Annotated in this window: 13 protein-coding genes and 2 pseudogenes; 12 read left to right on the top strand and 3 right to left on the bottom strand. The window is 71.5% G+C overall.

The annotated features are described in order from the left end of the window. Nucleotides 1-14: 14 nt before the first annotated feature. The 6 genes and pseudogenes from ACZ52J_RS40920 to ACZ52J_RS40895 form a co-directional block, all read left to right on the top strand. Nucleotides 15-320 (top strand): annotated as a pseudogene (locus tag ACZ52J_RS40920) (acyltransferase domain-containing protein); the annotation flags it as partial. Between the two features lie 132 nt (nt 321-452). Next, nucleotides 453-3,659: a type I polyketide synthase gene (locus ACZ52J_RS40915; protein WP_465626329.1), complete on the top strand. Its 3,207-nt coding sequence runs from the start codon at nt 453-455 to the stop codon at nt 3,657-3,659. Then, the gene (locus ACZ52J_RS40910) at nt 3,656-5,908 is read left to right on the top strand and encodes a cytochrome P450 (RefSeq protein ID WP_465626323.1); all 2,253 of its coding nucleotides are present in this window, start codon (nt 3,656-3,658) and stop codon (nt 5,906-5,908) included. The genes ACZ52J_RS40915 and ACZ52J_RS40910 overlap by 4 nt, the downstream gene beginning before the upstream one ends. After that, nucleotides 5,908-7,071 (top strand): macrolide family glycosyltransferase, encoded by a 1,164-nt coding sequence (locus tag ACZ52J_RS40905; protein ID WP_465626321.1) that lies wholly within the window; start codon nt 5,908-5,910, stop codon nt 7,069-7,071. The genes ACZ52J_RS40910 and ACZ52J_RS40905 overlap by 1 nt, the downstream gene beginning before the upstream one ends. Before the next feature lie 347 nt (nt 7,072-7,418). Beyond that, nucleotides 7,419-7,937 (top strand): DUF7919 family protein, encoded by a 519-nt coding sequence (locus tag ACZ52J_RS40900; protein ID WP_465626319.1) that lies wholly within the window; start codon nt 7,419-7,421, stop codon nt 7,935-7,937. A gap of 179 nt (nt 7,938-8,116) precedes the next feature. Further along, nucleotides 8,117-8,902 (top strand): type IV toxin-antitoxin system AbiEi family antitoxin domain-containing protein, encoded by a 786-nt coding sequence (locus tag ACZ52J_RS40895; protein WP_465626317.1) that lies wholly within the window; start codon nt 8,117-8,119, stop codon nt 8,900-8,902. A 730-nt stretch (nt 8,903-9,632) separates the two neighbouring features. Here the strand turns inward: ACZ52J_RS40895 and ACZ52J_RS40890 are convergent. After that, a complete protein-coding gene (locus tag ACZ52J_RS40890) occupies nt 9,633-10,505 on the bottom strand; it encodes a peptidoglycan-binding domain-containing protein (RefSeq protein WP_465626315.1) in 873 nt (290 codons plus the stop codon). A 1,094-nt stretch (nt 10,506-11,599) separates the two neighbouring features. Between ACZ52J_RS40890 and ACZ52J_RS40885 the strand changes: the two genes are divergently transcribed. Continuing rightward, nucleotides 11,600-11,896, top strand: coding sequence for a hypothetical protein (locus ACZ52J_RS40885; protein WP_465626313.1), 297 nt, complete (start codon nt 11,600-11,602; stop codon nt 11,894-11,896). Nucleotides 11,897-12,566: 670 nt separating this feature from the next. Here ACZ52J_RS40885 and ACZ52J_RS40880 read toward each other — a convergent pair. Continuing rightward, complete coding sequence (locus ACZ52J_RS40880) at nt 12,567-13,637, bottom strand: helix-turn-helix transcriptional regulator (RefSeq protein WP_465626311.1); 1,071 nt, start codon at nt 13,635-13,637, stop codon at nt 12,567-12,569. Nucleotides 13,638-13,647: 10 nt separating this feature from the next. Next, nucleotides 13,648-14,079, bottom strand: a complete 432-nt coding sequence (locus ACZ52J_RS40875; protein WP_360509921.1) for an ester cyclase — start codon at nt 14,077-14,079, stop codon at nt 13,648-13,650. A 640-nt stretch (nt 14,080-14,719) separates the two neighbouring features. On the opposite strand from ACZ52J_RS40875, the gene ACZ52J_RS40870 reads away from it, so the two are divergent. The 5 genes and pseudogenes from ACZ52J_RS40870 (at nt 14,720) to ACZ52J_RS40850 (ending at nt 19,387) form a co-directional block, all read left to right on the top strand. Continuing rightward, entirely contained in the window at nt 14,720-15,166 is a 447-nt protein-coding gene (locus ACZ52J_RS40870; RefSeq protein WP_360509920.1) for a hypothetical protein, read from the top strand. Nucleotides 15,167-16,116: 950 nt separating this feature from the next. Then, nucleotides 16,117-16,488, top strand: a pseudogene (locus ACZ52J_RS40865) (transposase); the annotation flags it as partial. Nucleotides 16,489-16,716: 228 nt separating this feature from the next. Then, nucleotides 16,717-17,745: a phosphotransferase gene (locus tag ACZ52J_RS40860; RefSeq protein WP_465626309.1), complete on the top strand. Its 1,029-nt coding sequence runs from the start codon at nt 16,717-16,719 to the stop codon at nt 17,743-17,745. A 365-nt stretch (nt 17,746-18,110) separates the two neighbouring features. Further along, on the top strand, nt 18,111-18,461 hold the full coding sequence (locus tag ACZ52J_RS40855) for a PadR family transcriptional regulator (protein ID WP_360510349.1): 351 nt from the start codon (nt 18,111-18,113) through the stop codon (nt 18,459-18,461). Then, complete coding sequence (locus ACZ52J_RS40850) at nt 18,458-19,387, top strand: hypothetical protein (protein WP_465626307.1); 930 nt, start codon at nt 18,458-18,460, stop codon at nt 19,385-19,387. The genes ACZ52J_RS40855 and ACZ52J_RS40850 overlap by 4 nt, the downstream gene beginning before the upstream one ends. Nucleotides 19,388-19,481 lie beyond the last annotated feature (94 nt).

Genomic DNA, 19,481 nt, shown 5'->3' with positions numbered 1-19,481 from the left:
GGGACGAGGCCGCGGTGGAAGAGGTGGGTGAGGTGTGGCGCGGGCGTGGGCGCCGGGTGCGGCGGTTGGCGGTCAGTCACGCGTTCCATTCGGCGCGGATGGATCCGGTGCTGGAGGAACTGGGCCGGGTGGCGGCGGGTTTGTCGTTCGGTGAGCCGGTGATCCCGGTGGTCTCCACGGTGGCCGGGCATCCGGTGGATATGGGGGAGCCCGGGTATTGGGTGCGGCAGGTGCGGGAGGCGGTCCGGTTCGCTGATGCCGTGGAGTGGCTGGCGGGTCAGGGTGTGAGGGGGTTCGTGGAGGTGGGTCCGCATCCGTTGCTGGTGGGGAACGGGTTGATGCGGCGTGGTGGTGATTCTCCGGAGCGGTTGTTCGCGGGGCTGGGGCGGTTGTGGGTGGATGGTTCCGTGCGCTGGACGCCGCCCGCGGCCACGACGGCGGGGACGTCGGGCGTGCGTGTGCCTTCGTACGCTTTCCAGCACCAGCACTACTGGCTCCAGCCCACCACCCCGTCGGAGGGCCTCGACACGCCCGACCACCCGCTGCTGCGGTCCCTGGTGAAGCTCCCCGACGGGCAGGGCGTGGTGCTGACCGGGAAGCTCTCCGCGTCCGTTCACCCGTGGCTGGCCGAGCACACCGTGCTCGGTTCGACGCTGCTGCCCGCGATGGCGTTCGTGGACATGGCCGTCCACGCCGGCGAGCACACGGCCAGCCCCGTACTGTCCGAGCTGGTCCTGGAGGCGCCGCTCGTGCTGTCCGAGCGCGACGGTGTGCACGTGCAGGTCACCGTCGGCGCACCCGACGACACCGGACGCCGGCTCGTCACCGTCCACTCCCGCACCTCCGCCGAGCCCGACGAGTGGACCCGCCACGCGACCGGCGTGCTCAGTCCGCCGGCGGACCGGGCGACAGGGGCCGACCGGACGGCTGTGCCCGGGGCGGACGACAGCGAGGCCGCGCCGATCGACATCGGCTCGCTCTACGACCGGCTCACCGAAGCCGGCTACGACTACGGGCCGACGTTCCAGGGGCTCACCGGCATCCGGCGGCACGGCGAGGACCTGCACGCCGAGGTGAGCTTCCCGGCGGACCCCGCGCAGCTCACCGGTTACCGCGTCCACCCCGCGCTCCTGGACGCCGCCATACAGCCGCTGACCCTGCTCGCCGGCCTCGCGGCCGAGGACGGTGGCGCCGGCGGCAGCCCGGCGCGGATGCCCTTCTCGTTCTCCGGTGTGTCGGTCACCGGGTCGGCCGCGACGGTCCGCGTGGTGCTGCACCCGACCGGGCCGGACACCTACGCGGTGCGGATCACCGACACCGCCGGGATGCCGGTCGTGAGCATCGACGAGATCGTCCTGCGGCCCGTCGAAGCGGCGGGTCACGGGTCCGGGCGCCGGCCGAACACGCTGTTCGCCGTTGACTGGACCCCGATGGCGGCACCGGACGGCCCGTACACCGAGACGGTCCTCCACGAGGTCGTCGGCGAGGGCGGACCGGTCGCGGCCGCCCACGCGGTGACCCGGGAACTACTCGGCAGGGTCCGGGAGTTCCTGGCCACCGACACGCCCGCCCGGCTCGTGGTCCTCACCGGCGACGACCTGGCCTCGGCCGCCGCCCGCGGCTTCCTGCGCAGCGCGCACAGCGAGAACCCCGGGCGGATCCTGACCGTCCGGCACGACGGCACGGCCGCCTCACGGCGGGCGATCCCCGCCGCGGTGCGCGCCGCCGTGAGCGACAGCGAGCCCGAGATCCAGTTGCGCGACGGAACCGCCCTCGTGCCGAGGCTGGTGAAGGCCGCCCCGGCCGGGCCCCTGGACGGCGTGCCCCTGGACGGCACCGTGCTGATCACCGGCGGCACCGGCACCCTCGGCGTCCTGGTCGCCCGGCACCTGGTCGCGCGGCACGGTGCCCCGCACGTGGTGCTCGCCGGTCGCCGCGGCGTCGAGCCGCCCGGGCTCCGGCAGGAGCTGGGCGCCGCCCTCACCGTGGTCGCCTGCGACGCCGGTGACCGCGGGGCACTGAGGGATCTCGTCGCCTCGATCCCCGACCTGCGGGTCGTCGTGCACGCAGCCGGGGCCGTCGACGACGCCGTGGTGGGATCGATGACGCCGGAGCAGATCGACACGGTGCTGCGCTCGAAGGCCGATGCCGCGTGGCACCTGCACGAGGCCACCGAACACCTGGACCTGCGGGCGTTCGTGCTGTTCTCCTCGGCGTCCGGGGTGTTCGGCGCCCCCGGGCAGGCCAACTACGCCGCCGCGAACGCGTTCCTCGACGCGCTCGCCGAGCACCGGCACGCGCGCGGTCTGCCGGCCACCTCCCTGGCCTGGGGCCAGTGGGCCGAGTCCAGCGGAATCACCGGGAACCTGACCGAGGCCGACCACCGCCGGCTGGCGAGGACCGGGATGCTGCCGCTGGCCACCGAGCAGGCCCTCGACCTGTTCGACACCGCCCTGGCCGGCGAACGCCCGGCGCTGGTGCCGGTCCGCCTCGACCTCGCGGCGATCGACACCCCGCCCGCGCTGCTGCGCGGACTCGCCCGGCCGCGGCGCGCGCCGGCCCCGGCGGCCGGCCCCGGCGACCTGCGGGCCAGGCTCGAAGCCCTGCCCGAGCCCGAGCAGCGCGCCCTGCTGCTCGACCTGGTCGTCACGCACAGCGCGAGCATCCTCGGGATGGCCCCCGGCGGGATCGACGACCCGCGTCAGCTGTTCCGCGACCACGGCGTCGACTCGCTGACCGCCATCGAGCTGCGCAACCAGCTCAACGCGGCCACCGGGCTCCAGCTCCCGGCGACCCTCGTCTTCGACTTCCCGACGCCCGAACAGCTCGTCAACCACCTCTACGGGCAGCTGTGCTCGCCGGAGAACCGGGTCGCCGGGCCGATGGAGCGCCTGCTGCGCAAGGCCGTCGACGTCGGCCGCGCGCAGGACGGCCTCGATCTGCTGGCCACGGTGTCCCGGCTGAGCCAGGCCACCGACGCACCCAAAGCCGAGGTGGTCGCCCTCGCGACCGGCTTCCTCCAGCCGTCGCTGGTCTGCCTGCCGTCCGCGCTGGCGTCCAGCGGCATCGAGGAGTACGGGCGGTTCGCCGCGGCGCTGGAGGCCGCCCGCGATGTCACGGCGGTCACCCTGCCGGGCTTCGCCGGCGACCCGCTGCCCGCGGACTCCGACGTCCTGGTCCAGGCACTTGCCGAGGCCGCGTCGGCCGTCGCCGCGCCGGTGCTGGTCGGCCGTTCGGTGGGCGCGTGGCTGGCGCTGGCGACCGCCAGGGAACTGGAACGGCGGGGGGCCCGGCCCAGCGCCGTGGTGCTCATCGACGGCTACCCCGACGACCTGCCGGGTGTGCTCACCGGCATGCTCGACGCCGGCCACCAGGTCCAGCCGGTCGACGACGACCGGCTGGTGGCCATGGGCCGATACCTCGATCTGGCCGGCGCCCCGGAGCCCGTCACCGCGCCGGTGCTGCTGGTGGGCACCGGGGAGCGCTCGTGGCCCCGGCTGTCCACCACCGTCCAGGAGGTGCTCACCGTCCCGGGCGACCACTTCACCGTACTGGAGGAGCACTCCGCGGCCACGGCGCTGGCCATCAGTACATGGCTCCTCGACTTCGACGGATACGGGGCGGGGCTGTCCGCACTCAGGGGAAAGGACCAAGCATGATCTGGGACAACGTCTACATCGGCGGAACGGGGCGGTACCTGCCGCCCCGCACGCCCGCGACGCAGGCAGTGCCGGACACCGAGACCATGCGGCGGCTGCTCGCGCTGTCGGACTTCGTGTCGTTCACCCGCTCCGACGACGTCACCGAGCACGCGATGGCCGTGCACGCGGCGATCGGAGCCCTGCGCGAGTCCGGCCTCAGCGGCGCCGACATCTCCATGGCCGCCTACGCCCAGATGGACCATCAGGACCACATGGCGTCCTCCTGCCACCTGCAGCGCGTCCTCGGCCTCGGCCACGCCCTCGTCTACGAGGTCGAGGCGACCAGCAACGGCGGCTCGGCCGCGCTGCAGTCCGCCGCCGCGCACCTGGTGGCCGACCCGGCCGCGACCGCGACCCTGGTCACGGCTACCGCCCGGTTCCTGCCGCCGCGGTGGGAACGGTGGCAGCCCACCGTCGGGATCTTCCTGGCCGACGGTGCGGTCGCGGCCGTGCTGAACCGCGAGGGCGGCCGGGCGAGGCTGGTCGCGACCGCCAACAGCTCCGCGACCCAGATGGAGGTCCTCGCCACCCCGACGATCCCGGACCCCGAGGGCCACCGGAACCGTACGCCGATCGAGGTCACCGGCCTGGCCCCGTACCTGACGCTGATGAGCGGGGCACTGGTCACCGCGGTCGAGCAGGCCGCCAAGGAGGGCGACGTCAGCATCGCCGACATCACCAGGTTCGTCGTCACCGGTCTGGGCCTGGCCCAACTGGAGGTCGTCGTGCTGGAGCCGCTCGGCATCGACCTCGGCCGCACCACCTGGCCGATGCTGCGCGAGCTCGGCCACGTCGGGCCGTGCGACCAACTGCTCGGCATGGACCACCTGCTGCATGACGAGACCCTCAAGCCCGGCGACACCATCATGTCGATCGGCCTCGGCATGGGTTCGCGGTTCACCGCGACCCTGCTGGAGGTCACCGAGCCGCCCAAGCCCCGTACGACCACCATCCTCACCGAGCCGGTGCGCGCGCAGGCCCCGCCCGCCGACGCGTATGTCATCGACCCCTCGGGCGGCGACATCTTCGGCGAGGCCGCTGCCTTGCGCGAGCGCGGCCCGGCCACGCCCGTCGAACTGCCCGGTGGCGTGTCGGCCTGGGCCGTCACCGGGCACGACCTGGCGAAGAAGCTGCTGCTCGACCCGAAGGTCTCCAAGGACGCGAACAAGCACTGGCCCATGTGGCGCGACGGCGACATCCCGCCGGACTGGCCGCTGATCATGTGGGTCGCGATGCAGAACATGTTCACCGCCCACGGGGCCGACCACACCAGGCTGCGCAGCCTGGTGGCCAAGGCGTTCACCCCGCGCCGTATCGAAGCGATGCGGCCGCGCGTCGAGGAGATCACGGCAGGCCTGATCGCCGACCTGGCCGCGGTGCCGCCGGGGCAGACGGTCGACCTGCGCGCACGGTTCGCGTTCCCGCTGCCGATCCAGGTCATCACCGGATTGTTCGGGGTGACCGCGCAGACGGGCGCGGACCTGCGGCGGCTGGTGGACGCGGTGTTCAGCCTCGACGCGGACCCGGCGGGCGTGCAGGCCGCCTCTGGTGAGCTGTACATGCTGCTCAAGGAACTCGTGGCCGCCAAACGGCGCGACCCCGGCGACGACATGACCAGCGACCTGATCGCCGCGCAGGAGGCGGACGGCACACGACTGTCCGAGCGGGAACTGCTGGACACCCTGCTGCTGACCATCTCCGCCGGCTTCGAGACGACAGTCAACCTGCTCGACCACGCCGTCCACGCGCTGGTCACGCACCCGTCTCAGCTCGCCTTGGTCCGGTCCGGGGCCAGCACGTGGGAGGACGTGGTGGACGAGACCCTGCGCTGGCAGGCGCCGGTGCCGAACCTGCCGCTGCGGTACGCCGTGGAGGACATCTCCGCGGACGGCGTGCAGATCCGCAAGGGCGAGGCGATCCTGCTGTCCTACGGCGCGGCCGGCCGCGACCCGGCGCAGCACGGGGCCGACGCGGAGGACTTCTCCGTCACCCGGCCGTCGCGGGCCGACCACCTCACCTTCGGGCACGGCGTGCACTACTGCCTCGGCAGCCCCCTGGCGAAGCTGGAGGCGACGACGGCGCTGTCCGCGCTGTTCTCCCGGTTCCCCCGGCTGCGGCTGGCCGTCCCGTCGTCCGAACTCGAGCCGCTGGGTTCCTTCTTCACCAACGGACACAAGACTCTGCCGGTCATCCTGGAGGAGAACTGATGGCCCATTTCGCCTTCGTGAGCGCGCCCGCGTCCGGGCATGTGAACCCGACCCTGCCGCTGGTCGAAGAGCTGGTCCGGCGCGGTCACCGGGTCAGCTACGCCACGGGACCGGCCACCATGGACGCCGCCTTTGCCGCCGGGGCGTCGCCGGTGACCCTGCCCTCGCAGCTGCCGCCCGACATGGCGGCGCGGGGCGAGTTCACGGCGGAACAGCTCGCCGTGACGATGGAGTACTACCTCGACGACGCGCGTGCCTCTTTCCCCGTCCTGGCCGAGCACTTCTCGGCCGACCCGCCGGACGCGGTGTGCTACGACTCGGTGACCTTCACCGGGAGGATGCTGGCGAACCTGCTCGAGGTGCGGGAGATCTCCCTGGTGCCGACCTTCGCGGAGAACGAGTCCTTCTCGGCGGCGCAGGTGTACTTACCGGCCGACTTCGACCACACCAACCCCCGGCTGGTGGCCGCGATTCAGGACATGGGGAAGTTCGCGCAGGGCCACACCTTCCTCGAGGACCCGAACCTGATGTTCGGCTACGTGGCCCCGACGAGCCTGGTGTTCATCCCCCGCGAGTTCCAGATGTCGGGGGATACCTTCGACGAGCGCTTCCACTTCGTCGGGCCGTCGCTGAGCAGCCGGCAGAGCGCTGAGGAGTGGAGCCCCCGGTCGCAGGCCCCGGTACTGCTGATATCGCTGGGAACCGTCTTCAACGACCGGCCCGAGTTCTACCGGACCTGCATCGAGGCGTTCGGGGACAGCGACTGGCAGGTCGTCATGGCGGTGGGCGGGCTGGACCAGGAGTCGCTGGGCCCGATCCCGGCGAACGTCGAAGTGCACGCACACGTGCCGCAGGTGGCGGTGCTGCGACACACCGAGGTGTTCCTGAGCCACGCCGGGATGAACTCGGCGATGGAGTCTCTCTACCACGGGGTGCCCTTCGTGGCGGTGCCGCAGATTCCGGAACAGCGGGCGATCGCCCGGCGGGCGGAGGAACTGCAGGTCGGCCGGACGCTCGCCGAGCCGACCGTGCAGGGCCTCTGCGACGCCGTCCAGGACGTCCGGTCCTGCCGCCCCAGGGCGGCGGCCCTGAGCCGGATCGTGCGCGGGGCGGGCGGCGCGTCACAGGGGGCGGACGTCTTGGAGAAGCTGCTGACGCGGTAGCGGCCGGACTCCACCGGGCAGTCCGCACCCGCACCCCGCCCGGTGGAGCCCGTTCCCGCGTGGTGATCGCCCTTGCCGACATCCAGCCCGAGATACCACATTTCGGCCGATCATCTCCCGCAGGGGCACGCCCGACATCATCGGCCTCGGCAAGCTCCGCTACGTCGTCGAGCAGGCCTTCGCCCAACTGCACCAGTTCAAGCGCCTCGCCATCCGCTGGGAACGACGCCTCAACCTCCACGACGCATTCGTCTCACTCGCCTGCGCACTCATCTGCTGGCGGCACCTCCTGAAGCGGATGGATCCGCCGTGATGACGCTCATCGGCACAGCATGCTAGACAGCGTCGTGACCTTCTTCTGTGATCTGAGTCCCTACAGCTATTTGGCCGAGGACGTCGTAGCCGCTGCCGATGGGCCTTACAGCGCTTCATTCGCCCCCTCCTACCAACGGATCAATGTGGGTTGGCTCGACGGACGGCGCGAATACACGGCGGGGCCGGTCCCGGAGGACTTCCCAGCCCGACTCTTCGACATCCTTCGCTGGCAGGACGTGAACAAGACGCGGGGCTTCCACGTCTGCGGGCTGTGCCCACCCGGCGAGAGGCAGATGGGCTTGCTGACCGTCGAGCACAAGGGCGACTTGCTCTACCTGGGGAACGGTGAGATCCGCGTCCCTGGTGCCGCCGGGGAGGTCTTCGCGGCGCCGACGCTCATAGCCCACTACGTCGCCAGCCACAGCTACCTTCCGCCGCCGTCGTTCATCAAATCCGTGCTGCTCTGCCCCGAGGGATGGATGTCCGGACCGGACGCGCCTGGCGTGCCCACCAATGCGACGAGCCGCGACTACAGGTCCCACGTGGCGTAGGCGGCAACACTCGATGACCGTGATCGTGTTACGAGTTCTTGGGCGGGGGTCCGTTTTACCCCTTGGCCCGATCCTGCGCCCGGTGCGGATCGGCGCGGTTTCTTGTTGGCGGACGCGGTAGCGGGGTAAAGATCGCACAGGTCCTGCGATATGCGCGTGGGCGGACGAGACGAGGAACCGTGGCAGAAAGCCGTTTCAGTGACACCATCGCCCAGTTGGAGGCGGAACTTCCCGGCATCGAGGCCCGGCGGCGGCGTCTGGAGGACGAGCTGACCGCCGCCGTGGCGCGCGAGAACGCCGTACGCGGCGCCATCCAGAGCCTGCAGGCCCTGGCCGGGCTGCCGGCCTCGCAGGGCACCACTGCGGTGGGCACCATTCGGGCAGAGGCGGACGCCATCGCCGGGGTCCGGCCGCGGCAGCTCGCGGCCGAAGCCGGGGCGGCGCCGGACCGGGGCGGGGAGCCGGCTGAGAAGGCCACCACACGTACGGGCACGGTCACGAAGACGGCGAAGAAGGCCACAGCGAAGAAGGCTGCCCCCGCGAAGAAGGCCACAGCGAAGAAGGCGGCACCCGCGAAGAAGGCCACAGCGAAGCCGGCGGCATCCGCGAAGAAAGCCGCGGCGAAGAAGACTTCCGGCAGTGCGCGGCCGCGCACCGTGGCGAAGAAGTCGGCCGCGACTCGGAACACCGGGCCGGTGCGAACCGGGGCCGAGCCGGCCACCGAGAGGAGCGAGACGGCTGCGCCCGCGTCCGGGCGGCGAGCGACCGGGGCCACCTCCGAGAGCGCGCTGGGTGTGCTGGCCGGCGCTCAGGGGCCGCTGCGTGCCCGGGAGGTGATCGCCCGGCTGGGGATCGAGGAGTCGGCGGACAACGTGAACGCGGTGCGCACCATGCTGGAGCGCCTGGTCAAGGCCGGCCGGGCGCAGCGCCCGGGTCGTGGCCTGTACGCGAAACTGGACGGCTGACCCGCGGGCTCGACCGGCGGCCGGTTCGCGAACCTGTCCCATTTCACCGCGGGCCGGTCGAGTGACGTCGCCGGGTGCGGCACCCGGACTGTCGTGTCGTCGCCGTCCCTGTCCGAGATGCCGGAAGGCCGCCACGTGTGGGTGGCGGCCTCCTGTGCCTTCTCGGGGCCTCGGCAGACTACCGCCGCCCCCGGACATCGCCCGGGGGCGGACCCGTGACCGGCCGGGCTCAGACGGCCGGCTGCTCCTCGACAGGGTCGTCGATGTGGTGGAGCCGGCCACAGGCGATTACGCGGTCTTCACCCAGGCGTATTGCACCTGCGGTGCCGCACCGGCCTGCGCCAGACCGCCGACCCGGCTGGTCCCGCCACCCGCGCCTCGCCACCTCCCGGCCGTTGTTGTGCTGCGCGGACCCGGCGGGCCAGGACCAGGACGGCGGCCCGGACGTCCTCGATCGCCGTGCGCAGCCGCTCGGTCAGCTCCCGGGCCCGCGCACATTCCGCGGACGGCCCGACTTCGACCGGGCGGTGAACCGGGCGCGGGCGGACGCGTTCGCCCGGCACCTGGCTGAGGTGACCGACGCCTACCTCGCGGCCGGCCCCCCAAGTGGTGCCCGGGATCGGGTGCACAGTGATAGGACCGGAGGCGGGATCGTGGGCAGCCAGGGCCGTCTTGATACAGGCAGCGTCGTCACCCGGGTCGAGAGCAGCGCGGCACCGGACGGCGCCTGTCAACCGCCCTGCGGTTCACGGGTGCGCAGCAGCCACCAGGTGGACGGCCCGACAATTCCGTCCGCCGTGATCCCGCCCTGCTGCTGGAGCGAACTGATGGCCTGCTGGGTGTAGCTGCCGTACCGGCCGTCGATCTCCCGCGCCCCGAGGGGGAAGCCCAGGCGCTGGAGCAGGCACTGTGCCTCGGCGACATCGTCCGCGCCGGTCGCCCCGGGCGCCAGCACGGCGGTCACGGTTCGGCTGATTCCGGCGTACCACAGGCCGTTCTCCTGCTGGAACACGCAGGTGTACGGCGTCAGGTGTCCGACTTCAAAGGTCGCCCAGCCTGTGCGCCGGTGGGTCGCTTCGTCGGTGACCCGGGCCCGGTACGTGCCCGTGGCGTCAGTGCTCGCGCAGGGCCAGCTCCAGTGCAGTGAGCCGTCTTTCGCCACGGTGCCGCTCTCACCGGACGCCGCGAGCGGAAGAACCTGCCCGTCGGGCGCGAGGATCTCGTTGGTGTAGCGGCCACCGGGCGTGAAACCGGCCGAGTCGTTGCCCAGTTGCTGACCGACGTGGCTGCACGTGCCGAGGACCCGGAAGCGCAACGGCGGCTGTTCGGTGAGCCGGGCCGCACCGAGCCAGACCGTCAGGACGACGGCAAGCGTCCCGGCACTCGTCCCGAGGACCAGCCGCCGGTCGCGCCACCAGGGCGCCGCCGGCCGCAGCATGGTCGCCACCCCGGCTCGTCGCAGCGCCTCACGGCCGGCCTCGTCGGCCGCCGTCGCCCACCCGTCGGCGCGACTGACGGTCAGCGTGCCGAGGCCTTCCCCGCGGCGGTGCATGGTGACCACCCCGACGATCCGGCCGTGCGCCCACACCGCCGCTCCCGACATGCCCTCCCAAGGCGAGCGGAGCGGGTCCGGGTCCCGCTCGGGTTCCTGGACCCGCAGTTCCAGGGTCTGCTCCCGGCGGTCGGCCAGCGGCGCGATCTCGCCGCGGGCGTGGCAGGAGTCCCGGTAGCGCGTTGCGCCGCCGGGGTCCTCGCGCAGCTTGAACAGGGGGAAGCCCAGTGCGCTGCGAAGTTCTACCCCGTCTGGAAGCGCCTAGTGTGATCCGCTTCCGGCTCAGGGGGCTTGTACGGGGGTTTCTGGGCCGGGGTGTGCGGGGGTGGGCTGGCTACTGGCCGAATTCGTTGGAGGCGGCCTGGAGGTCGCCGGCCAGGGATCGGAGGTCGGGTGCTTAGTCGGGGTGCTGACACCTGGGGCACAGCTCGTGGCGGCCCTCGGGTGTGATCACGGTGCCCCAGCTGCGGCATTCTTCGCAGTCGCGGGCCCGGTCGATGTTCGCGCGGATGGTAGGAGCGTGGGGGTGGGCTCCATGAGTCATGGGTGATTTTCCTCTGTAGAGCGCTATCACTTACGCCCAGTTTGCCATGGTTCGTATAGATATGCGACATGGGGCGCTGGCGCTCGTGATCTGCCGCTGCGCCGCTGACGTCGGGCACGAAGCCGCCGATCACCTGCTGGTGACCGGCGCCGTCACACGTCGGGCGGCGCCTGGCGCGCTACGCCCCCGTCTTGGCCGGTTCGTCGTCGACCTGCTTGAGCTCGCTGTGGCGGCGGCCCCCGGCCCTCCGCGGGCAAGCTCGCCCAGCAAGGGGTGGCCCATCTGGCGTGCGAGGCCGCCGCTCGACTTCCTCCAGCCGACCAACGCCGCGAGCTGCTCCTCGCTTGGCGCCGCCCCCGGGACGGCACGGTGAAGCGGTGGGCCGTCATCTCGTTGCCCGGGCTGCTGTGCAGCTCGTTCGCGTGATTCCTGGCGGCTGGCCGCATGGGGACTGGTGCGGTTGGACCGCCCCTTCGCGAGGGGCGTGTGCGGACGGTCGGCGTGCCGGCGAGGGGTGCGGCATCGCGAGGTACCGGGGCAGCGCCGGTCCGGTCCCAGCACTGTGGGTCTGCCGGTCAAGACTCGTCGAAGGGATCCGTTCATGGGCAGCATGCGTGTCCGTACGAGGCTCGCCGGCATGGCCGTGGCTTTGGTGGCGGCGTTCGGGGGTGTTTCGCCGGCCCAGGCCGCCCCGGGCGCCGGCGCGGACGTCGCGCAGGTCCGGGACAAGATCGTGTGCATCTACCCCGACAGGCAGTTCGTCCCGGGCCCGGCCGGGCCTGGCTCGCCCACCTGGGAAGCGTCGGCGCGGCCGTATGTGCGCCAGGAGTACGAGCGGTGGGCTCAGCTGACCGACGGCGGCCGAGACGCCTGGGAGAAGGAACCGCGCGGCAACTGACCCCTCCGGGCCCCGCCGCCGGCCGGCCCACCGGTCCCGCCCGACGCGCCGGCCCGCCGCCCGGCTGCGCCTCGCCCCCGTCCCGGCTCCGCTTGGCCCTGGCTGCCCGCCTGCTGTTCGGCCGGTGCGGGCGCCGTCAGGGCTTCATCGGCCGAGCCAGCGATCGCTGTCCGGTGGGCGCCGGGTCCGGGCGGCCGTTCGCCGCCCAGCTGCGCCGCCTGCTGTGCGGGTCCTGTCACGGGTGGTCGGATCGGCCCGGGCCGCCAACGGGGCCGGTCCGTCGGCCGCGGGGAGAGAAGCACTGGCAGCATGGGATTGCGTCGTCCCTGCTAGGCATGGGGATCAGCCCGTCCAGTGTGGGGGCGGGACCGCCGCGCCGCGTGGGGGGTGCTCCGGCTGTTCGAGGGCCGCGGTGCCGGCTTGCTGCTTCGCGAAGCTCTGTCTGGTGGCCGGGTCGCTTCGGTCGCTGCGCTGGGGTGTGACCTGCCAGAGCCGGACTCGACAACAGGGGTGTTTTCAAGCGATATGCCCGCGCCGGTCTGGACCGGCGTGGCAGCCGGAAAACACTTGCCGTGGTGGAGAACATCGCGGAGCACGTCCTCACCGCTGCCGTGCCCGGTCACGGCGAGCCGTGGGGCGAGGGCCAGCGAACGCGGTGCCGCCGGTCGGTTCAGCGTCCCCTCGGGGCGAGCACCGCGGCGATCAGTTCCCGGCGGCTGCTCACACCGAACCGGGCGAACACCGCCGTCAGGTGCTCCTGCACGGTGTACCCGGAGACGTGCAGCCGGGCCACGATCTCCCGGGTGGAGCACCCTTGCAGTACCAGGGCGGTGACCCGGCTCTGGGCCGGGGTGAGGCCGTGGGCAGCCAGCAGTAGGGAGCCGAGTTCGGCGGCGGGCGCCGGCTCGACGACCACCCCGATCTGCTCCCCCGCCCGCCCCCGCAGACGGGTGGCATGCAGGGTCAGCCACTGCCCGTCGGCGGTGCGCAGCCTGACCGAGCCAGGCCGATGCGCGGCCTCCGGCGACGCGTCGGGCGCCCGGGCCAGTTGGACGGCCACCGAGTAGATCGGCATCGGCAGGCCTTGGATCTCGGGCCCCTCAAGCCGGGCGAGCCACTGTTCGGCGTCCGGGCTGATCGAGACCAGCGAGAGCCCCTGATCGAGCACGATCACGCCGGGGCCGCCCGCAGTTCCGGCCCCGTCGCCGCTCAGCGCCTGGTGCACGACGTCACGGCGAAGGCCTTCGGCCAAGTGCGGGGCGAGCCTGCGCACGACGTCCAGGTCGGTGCCGGAAAAGCCGGCTTCCGCGTCCGCCCGGTGCAGGCAGAGCACGCCCCAGCACTCGTGCCCAACGACCAGGGCGGCCCGGAGCTCGTCGCCGAGCCCCAGGCCGGCCATGATCTCGCGGTAGCGGGCGCTGACGGAGCGCTCGCCCCGGGTCGCCCGGTCCAGCGACATCACCGGCTCCGGGCCCCGGGCCAGCGCGGCGAACTTGTTGACGTCCGCGCGGCCGAACTCGTTGTCCAGGAAGAGCGGGGTGGCACCGGCCAGCGGATCCTGGGCGACAGCCGAGGTGAAGAGCAGGGTCGCCGGGTCCACCGAGGCGAAGAACGCGGCCTCCACCGGCAGGATGCCCGGTAGGCGGCGCAGCACCTCGGTGGTCAGGGCGGGCTTGTCCAGGTCGGCGTAGCAACTGTCGATCAGCCGCTCGACGTGTCGCTCCCGCAAGGCGGCGACCATGGCACTCACGCTACGCCGCCGCCCGGTCCGGCACGAGCCCGAGCTGGCTCAGCAGACCCAGCTCGTCCAGCCGGCCCCAGCGTTCGGCGATCCGGCCGTCCCGCAGCCGGAAGACGTTGATGCCCTTGAGCACCAGCGTGCGGCCGTCACCGGGGACGCCCATCACCTCACCGTGCTGGGTGCCAGAAGCGGTGAAGAGTTCCACCACCACGTCGCCCTCGCCGACCAGGCGCCCAAGGTCGGAGTGCCAGTCAGGGCACGCCTGCCGGAAGATCGCCCCTGCGGCGCGCATGCCCTCCCGGTCCGTGCCGACGCCGATGGGCGGGTCGTGGTTGACGAAGTCCTCCGTGAGGTAGGCGTCGACGGCTGACAGGTCGCCCCGGGTGAACAGCGCGTCGATGAATGCGGTCACTGTCTGCTTGTTCTGTTCGATGGTGTTCATACGGCCAGCCTCGGCCTGCGGGTACAGAATCGGAACCCCACTTTTCTGGGGTCCGCTCGTCCGAGGTCCGAACCGGCGCGGCCTCCTGCTCGGCCCGGGACCACGAAACCTCCTCGACCCTTCTGTCGACGGACGTGCACCTCCGGGGAGTTCACCGCGGCCGAGGTCCTGTACGCGGCGGTCGACGCGGCCATCGGTGCCGGGCTGCTGGCGCTGGCCGACGCGGGCACGGCGTCCGACCCGAGCATGATGGCCGAGCAGTGCCTGGAAGCCGTCCCGTACCTGGTGCTCGCGGTGGCCCTGGCATCCGCCGACCTGGACTGACCGACCGGGCCGGAGACCACCCTGCCGCTCCCGCCCGCCGCCTACAGCTCCGTCCATCCGCACGCCCGTCCGCGTTACCGGCGTTGAAGACGGTGCCCGCGACGCTGAACGGGACCACCAGCAGAACATCGAAATATCAAAGCACAATCGAACATCTGCATCATTCAAGCGGGACATTGGGATCGCAGATGAAGTCGAATATTTCCCAGGCCATAGTCGATTGGCGGGCCTCACGTATTCGGCGCCATGCTCATGGTGGAGTTGAGGTGCCACATGGCCACCTCAAGTCACATCCAAGGCAGCGAAAGAGGGTTCCATGCCTCCCATCCCAGTCAAGCCCGGTATCTACAGGGTCCACGCTCACATCATCGGCCCGGGCACCCAGCTGACCGCGACCGAGCACGCAGTCAAGTACGGCGCGCCCGTCATCGCTGACCGCGCCAACCCGCTGCCGATCGAGCAGGAGTGGGCCATCGAGCCCATCGAGCCGATGCCGGGGGCGCCCTATGTGATCCACCTGGCCCTCCAGGAGAATGCCGGGATCGTGACCCCCGAGGACAAGCTCTGGGTCAACAGCGTTCCTCGCGGCGAGTGGACGAAGTTCACCTTCGAGAGCGTCCTGGGCGGAGTCAAGATCATCTCCGAGCGCGGCCTCGCCTGCGCCGCCGGCTACCGCGGTCAGCAGATCGAACTCACCGAACCCAAGCCTGAATTCCAGCAGACCTGGACTCTGGAGTACATCCGCCCGATCGACGCGGAATAGGGCCGAAGGACGTAGAGCGGCCCGCTACGGTGGTGCCCGGCCGACGAAGGCCGGGCACCACTACTCGTCTGCCGCACCCGCGATGGCAAGCCTCCGAGCGCCCGTGGCCGCCCCTGCCTGATGCGCCGCCCCCGACCCGTCGGCCACAGCGTGGACGCGAACGTCAACCTCCGTCTGCGGTTAGCCCCCGGCCGCAGAGCGGCGCGGGCCTTCGCTACGCTGCCGCTGCCGCGGTCGGCTCGTTGTCGATGTGCTGGAGCCGGCTGCGGGCGGTGACCCGGTCCTCGCCGGACAGAGTGGCCCAGTACTCGTCAGCCCACACCGCATGGGAGGCCCGCCGCTCTGCTTCCTCCAGGCGGGCGGACTCGGCCAGCTGCTCCTCGCTCCGCCCCTGCCGGACGGCCTCCAGGTCGCCGCCCCGGGTCGAACGCGCGGCGCTCGGCCTGCACGGCCACCAGCGCCCGCTGCGCCGCGATCAGGTCATCGGTGTACTCGAAGGTCTTCTGCGCTCTGCCCACGCCAGGGAATCGCACGTGCGAGCGAATCCGGCGCCCGGCTGCGCCCCGCCGATACTTTAGGCGATGGTGGGCCCACCCCAGGATTCCAAATCCCAAGCGCGCTCATCTTATTGGAATTTGAGGATATCGGTGCGCCTCCGAACGCGGCCCGGGATGATTTGGCGGTCGGCTTTCCTCCGGAATCCCGTCACGGCTGCACCTGTCAAGGCCTCAGTGGCGTCGAGCTGTCGTTCAGGGACCACCACTGGTAGCTGCTTCTTCGGGTGCCGGTATTTCCCTCAGGACTATCGGCATAGCTCTGCGGGGTCGAGGTGGAGCCGGGGTCACTCGATCCAGCGATAGCGCCACACGTGTTGCACGGACTAGCCTCAGCGGCACAGGCGCTGAGCTGCACCATGCCGCTTGACCTAGCGGGCCGTCGACGCCTTCGAGATCGCCCTTTACCGAGGCCCGCTGGACGAGATCGTCCGCGAGGGCGCCAGGCGGATGCTGGCCGCCGCACTGGAAGCCGAGGTCAACGCCTACATCGCCGAGTTGGCCCACGAGAAGGACGAGAGCGGGCGCCGCCTGGTTGTCCGCAACGGCTACCACCAGCCGAGGAAGGTCACCACCGCCGCGGGTGTGATCGAGGTCAAGGCCCCGCGGGTGAACGACAAGCGCGTCGACGACGCCACCGGCGAGCGCAAGCGGTTCTCCTCGGCGATCCTGCCGCCCTGGTGCCGCAAGTCCCCGAAGATCGCCGAGGTGCTGCCACTGCTCTACCTGCACGGCCTCTCCTCGGGAGACTTCGTCCCGGTCTTCAAGCTCGTCGAGTCCGCCCAGGCCCGGTGGCGCTCGGTCAACGGCGCCCACTTCGTTCCACTCGTCCGTGCCGGAGCCCGCTTCGAACGTGGCCGGCTCATCGAGCGCCCCGAAGCCCTCACCGCCGCATGAACAAGATCTACCGAGCGCCTGCCCCAGCTGCAGGGTGAACTGGCCGATCCTCCAACTCGCTCTGCCGGCAACTGTATTCACGTGTGGAAGGATGAGGGCATGTGGTCACGACTGCCCTTCGGGGAGAAGCTCAGGGCTGAGCTGGGTTCGCCCCAACGGGCCCGCAGGCTGGGCAGCAGCCCGCGATCGCGGGTATGGCGGGCCGAGCTGTCGGGCACACCCGTGGTAGTCAAGCAGCTCATCGACGGCCCGGAAGCAGCAGAGAGGTATGCCCGCGAGGTCACGGCCCTGCAACTCGCGTCCAAGGTCGACCCGCCCGTGGTGCCAATGCTCCTCGCCACCGATCCGGGCGAACGGGTGCTGGTCCTGGAACATTTGGACCACCAGGAGCCGCGCGAGGACTGGATCGTGGACTACGCGTCAGCGCTGGCCCGGCTCCATGCGGCCACCCGCGCCGACGCTACGGACAGTCTTCCGACCTGGTCGGGCCCGACTCAGGATGACGCCGACTCCTTCCTCAGGCTTGCCCAGACGCTCGGCGTGGTGGTGCCGTCCGGCGCGCGAACCGAGCTGGACGGCCTGGTGAACCGCCTGACCTGGATGACGGGCCATGCCCTGCTGCACGGTGATCCCTGTCCCGGCAACGACATGCACACCGCCAGCGGCGTGAGGTTCATCGACTTCGAACAGGCCTCACTGGGCAACGGGCTCGTGGAACTCGCCTACCTACGCATCGGCTTCCCGACCTGCTGGTGTGCCACCGCTCCGCCTCGGGTACTGCTCGACGTGGCAGAGACCGCCTACCGGACGGCATGGCGCAGCGCGACCGGCAGCGAGGTCCAAGACGATCTCACAGACGCATGCGCCGGCTGGCTGCTACGGGGCGACGCATTGGTCCAGCGGGCCCAGCGCGGGACCATCGACCACCTGGGCAAAGTCCCGAGTCGCGACTGGAAGTGGGGCACTGCGACCGCCCGCCAGCGGCTGGCACACCGTCTCCGGGCCGTCAGCCAGATGGCCACCGGGTGCAGCGAGCTGAAGGATTTCGGACGGCTCGCCGCGGCCATGCGCGAGAGCATGCTCACCCGCTGGCCCGAGCTTCAGCCGCTGCCCTCGCAACGGCCATAAAAGACACTCCGCCCGGCACCCCGGCCAACGGCACGAACCCCCGAACCACAGGTCTTGACAATTCCTCATATGAGCCCGGTCGAGCACCGCAGTGCCGACCGCCGTGAAGCCCACATCGAGCAGAGCAGATCCGGACTTCAGCTCTTCGCCTGACAGCGAGCGCCTGTCAGTGTCCATGCCTGACAGCTTTGCACCGCGAAGGTTCAGCTGCCCGGCGATCTCCGCCTCCACCAGCCGCACCGCGCCAGCGGCCTGAACACCCACCAATCCGGCGAACGTATGCGCTCACAGCACTAGCAACCGAGATGACTGCCGATCGCTTCGCTCTTGCCAGACATTACGGTGACCGTACTATGGTGGTGGGCATGACGAAGAAACGCTCCATGCAGGAGCCCACCTTCCTCCTGCTGACAGCCCTCGCGGACCGGCCCCGGCACGGCTACGCGCTCGGTGACGAGGTGGCCGCGATCTCCGACGGCCGGGTGCGGCTCGGAGCCGGCTCCCTCTACGGCACCCTGGACCGGCTGCTGGCGGAAGGGCTGATCCGGGTCGAACGGGAGGAGACGGTCGACGGGCGCCCCCGCCGCGTATTCGCCCTCACCTCGGCCGGCACCACGGCACTCACGGAGGAGAGCGAGCGGATGCGCGCAGCCCTGCGTGAGGCCGACCGGCGCCTGGCCGTCTCCCGGCCCCGGCTCGCGGGAGGTGCGGCATGACCACGGACCGGCCCTCGACGAACGCCCGGCTGCTCCGGTGGGCACTCGCGCTCTACCCGGCCTCCTACGGAGCCGGCGCACGGGCCGAGATCGCCGACCACGCCGAACACCACATCGCCGGGGCCGGCCGGCTCGCCGGGCTACGGGAGGTCGCCGACGTGGCCGGGCACGGCACCCGGGTACGGCTGGGCCTGCTCTCCCACCGGCCGGCGGGCCGGGCGCTGGCCACCGCCGCTCCGCTCGCCGCGATGGTCGCCGGCACGTTCGCGGCCTGGCACCTGTGGTTCCTCGTTCAGTTCGCCCGCGCCTCCGGGTTCGACACGTACGCGTTCTCCGGCACCCGCGTCGGCACCGTCACCGTGCTGCTGCTCGCCCCGGCCGTACTGATGGCGGCGGCGGTACTGGCCGGACACCGAACGGCGGCAAGGACCATGGCCCTGGTGACCGTCCTGGCCACGCCCCTGCTCCACGCGCTCTTTCGCCCGATCCTGTGCGACTACCAGGTCGTACTGCTCGCGTTCAACGCTCTCGTCCTGCTGGTCGCCCCACCGGACCCCATCTCGAACCTGAGCCGCGTCATCCCGTGGACGGTTGCCCTCTCGATCACGGCCGGGGAGGTCGCCCTGCCCCTGGCCGGGAGCCATTTCGGGGCACGGGCGACCGGCATGGGGTTCTACTTCGTCGCCCCGGTGGTCACCGGCATCGCCGTCGCCTGCACGGCACGCTCCGTCGGGCACGCCGCCCTGACCACAGCCGTCCTGGCCGGCCCGCCACTGCTCTCCCCCCTGCTCCTGGACATGGGACTCAACCACCGCGCACTCATCCTGCTGCCGGTGGTGCTGTTCACCGCCGGGTACACGATCGCCTTCCCCGTGGTGCGGATCACGGCCCGGATCGCCAAACGGCCCGACCACCTGCACCACTGACCGCACGCCCCCCACGACCGGCCCCTCAACCACCCCCCCATCACCAGTGGCGGCGCGCCGCTTCCGGATCCAGCGGCGGTCACGGCAGGAACGC

The sequence above is a fragment of the Kitasatospora sp. NPDC034035 genome, from assembly GCF_055575755.1.
This window is presented reverse-complemented; position numbering and strand designations above follow the sequence as displayed.

Coding starts and splice junctions, on each gene's coding strand:
- ACZ52J_RS40910 (WP_465626323.1), top strand. CDS start 3,656: ATGATCTGGGACAACGTCTACATCGGCGGAACGGGGCGGTACCTGCCG.
- ACZ52J_RS40905 (WP_465626321.1), top strand. CDS start 5,908: ATGGCCCATTTCGCCTTCGTGAGCGCGCCCGCGTCCGGGCATGTGAAC.
- ACZ52J_RS40890 (WP_465626315.1), bottom strand. CDS start 10,505: ATGTCGGGAGCGGCGGTGTGGGCGCACGGCCGGATCGTCGGGGTGGTC.
- ACZ52J_RS40885 (WP_465626313.1), top strand. CDS start 11,600: ATGGGCAGCATGCGTGTCCGTACGAGGCTCGCCGGCATGGCCGTGGCT.
- ACZ52J_RS40880 (WP_465626311.1), bottom strand. CDS start 13,637: ATGGTCGCCGCCTTGCGGGAGCGACACGTCGAGCGGCTGATCGACAGT.
- ACZ52J_RS40875 (WP_360509921.1), bottom strand. CDS start 14,079: ATGAACACCATCGAACAGAACAAGCAGACAGTGACCGCATTCATCGAC.
- ACZ52J_RS40870 (WP_360509920.1), top strand. CDS start 14,720: ATGCCTCCCATCCCAGTCAAGCCCGGTATCTACAGGGTCCACGCTCAC.
- ACZ52J_RS40860 (WP_465626309.1), top strand. CDS start 16,717: ATGTGGTCACGACTGCCCTTCGGGGAGAAGCTCAGGGCTGAGCTGGGT.
- ACZ52J_RS40855 (WP_360510349.1), top strand. CDS start 18,111: ATGACGAAGAAACGCTCCATGCAGGAGCCCACCTTCCTCCTGCTGACA.
- ACZ52J_RS40850 (WP_465626307.1), top strand. CDS start 18,458: ATGACCACGGACCGGCCCTCGACGAACGCCCGGCTGCTCCGGTGGGCA.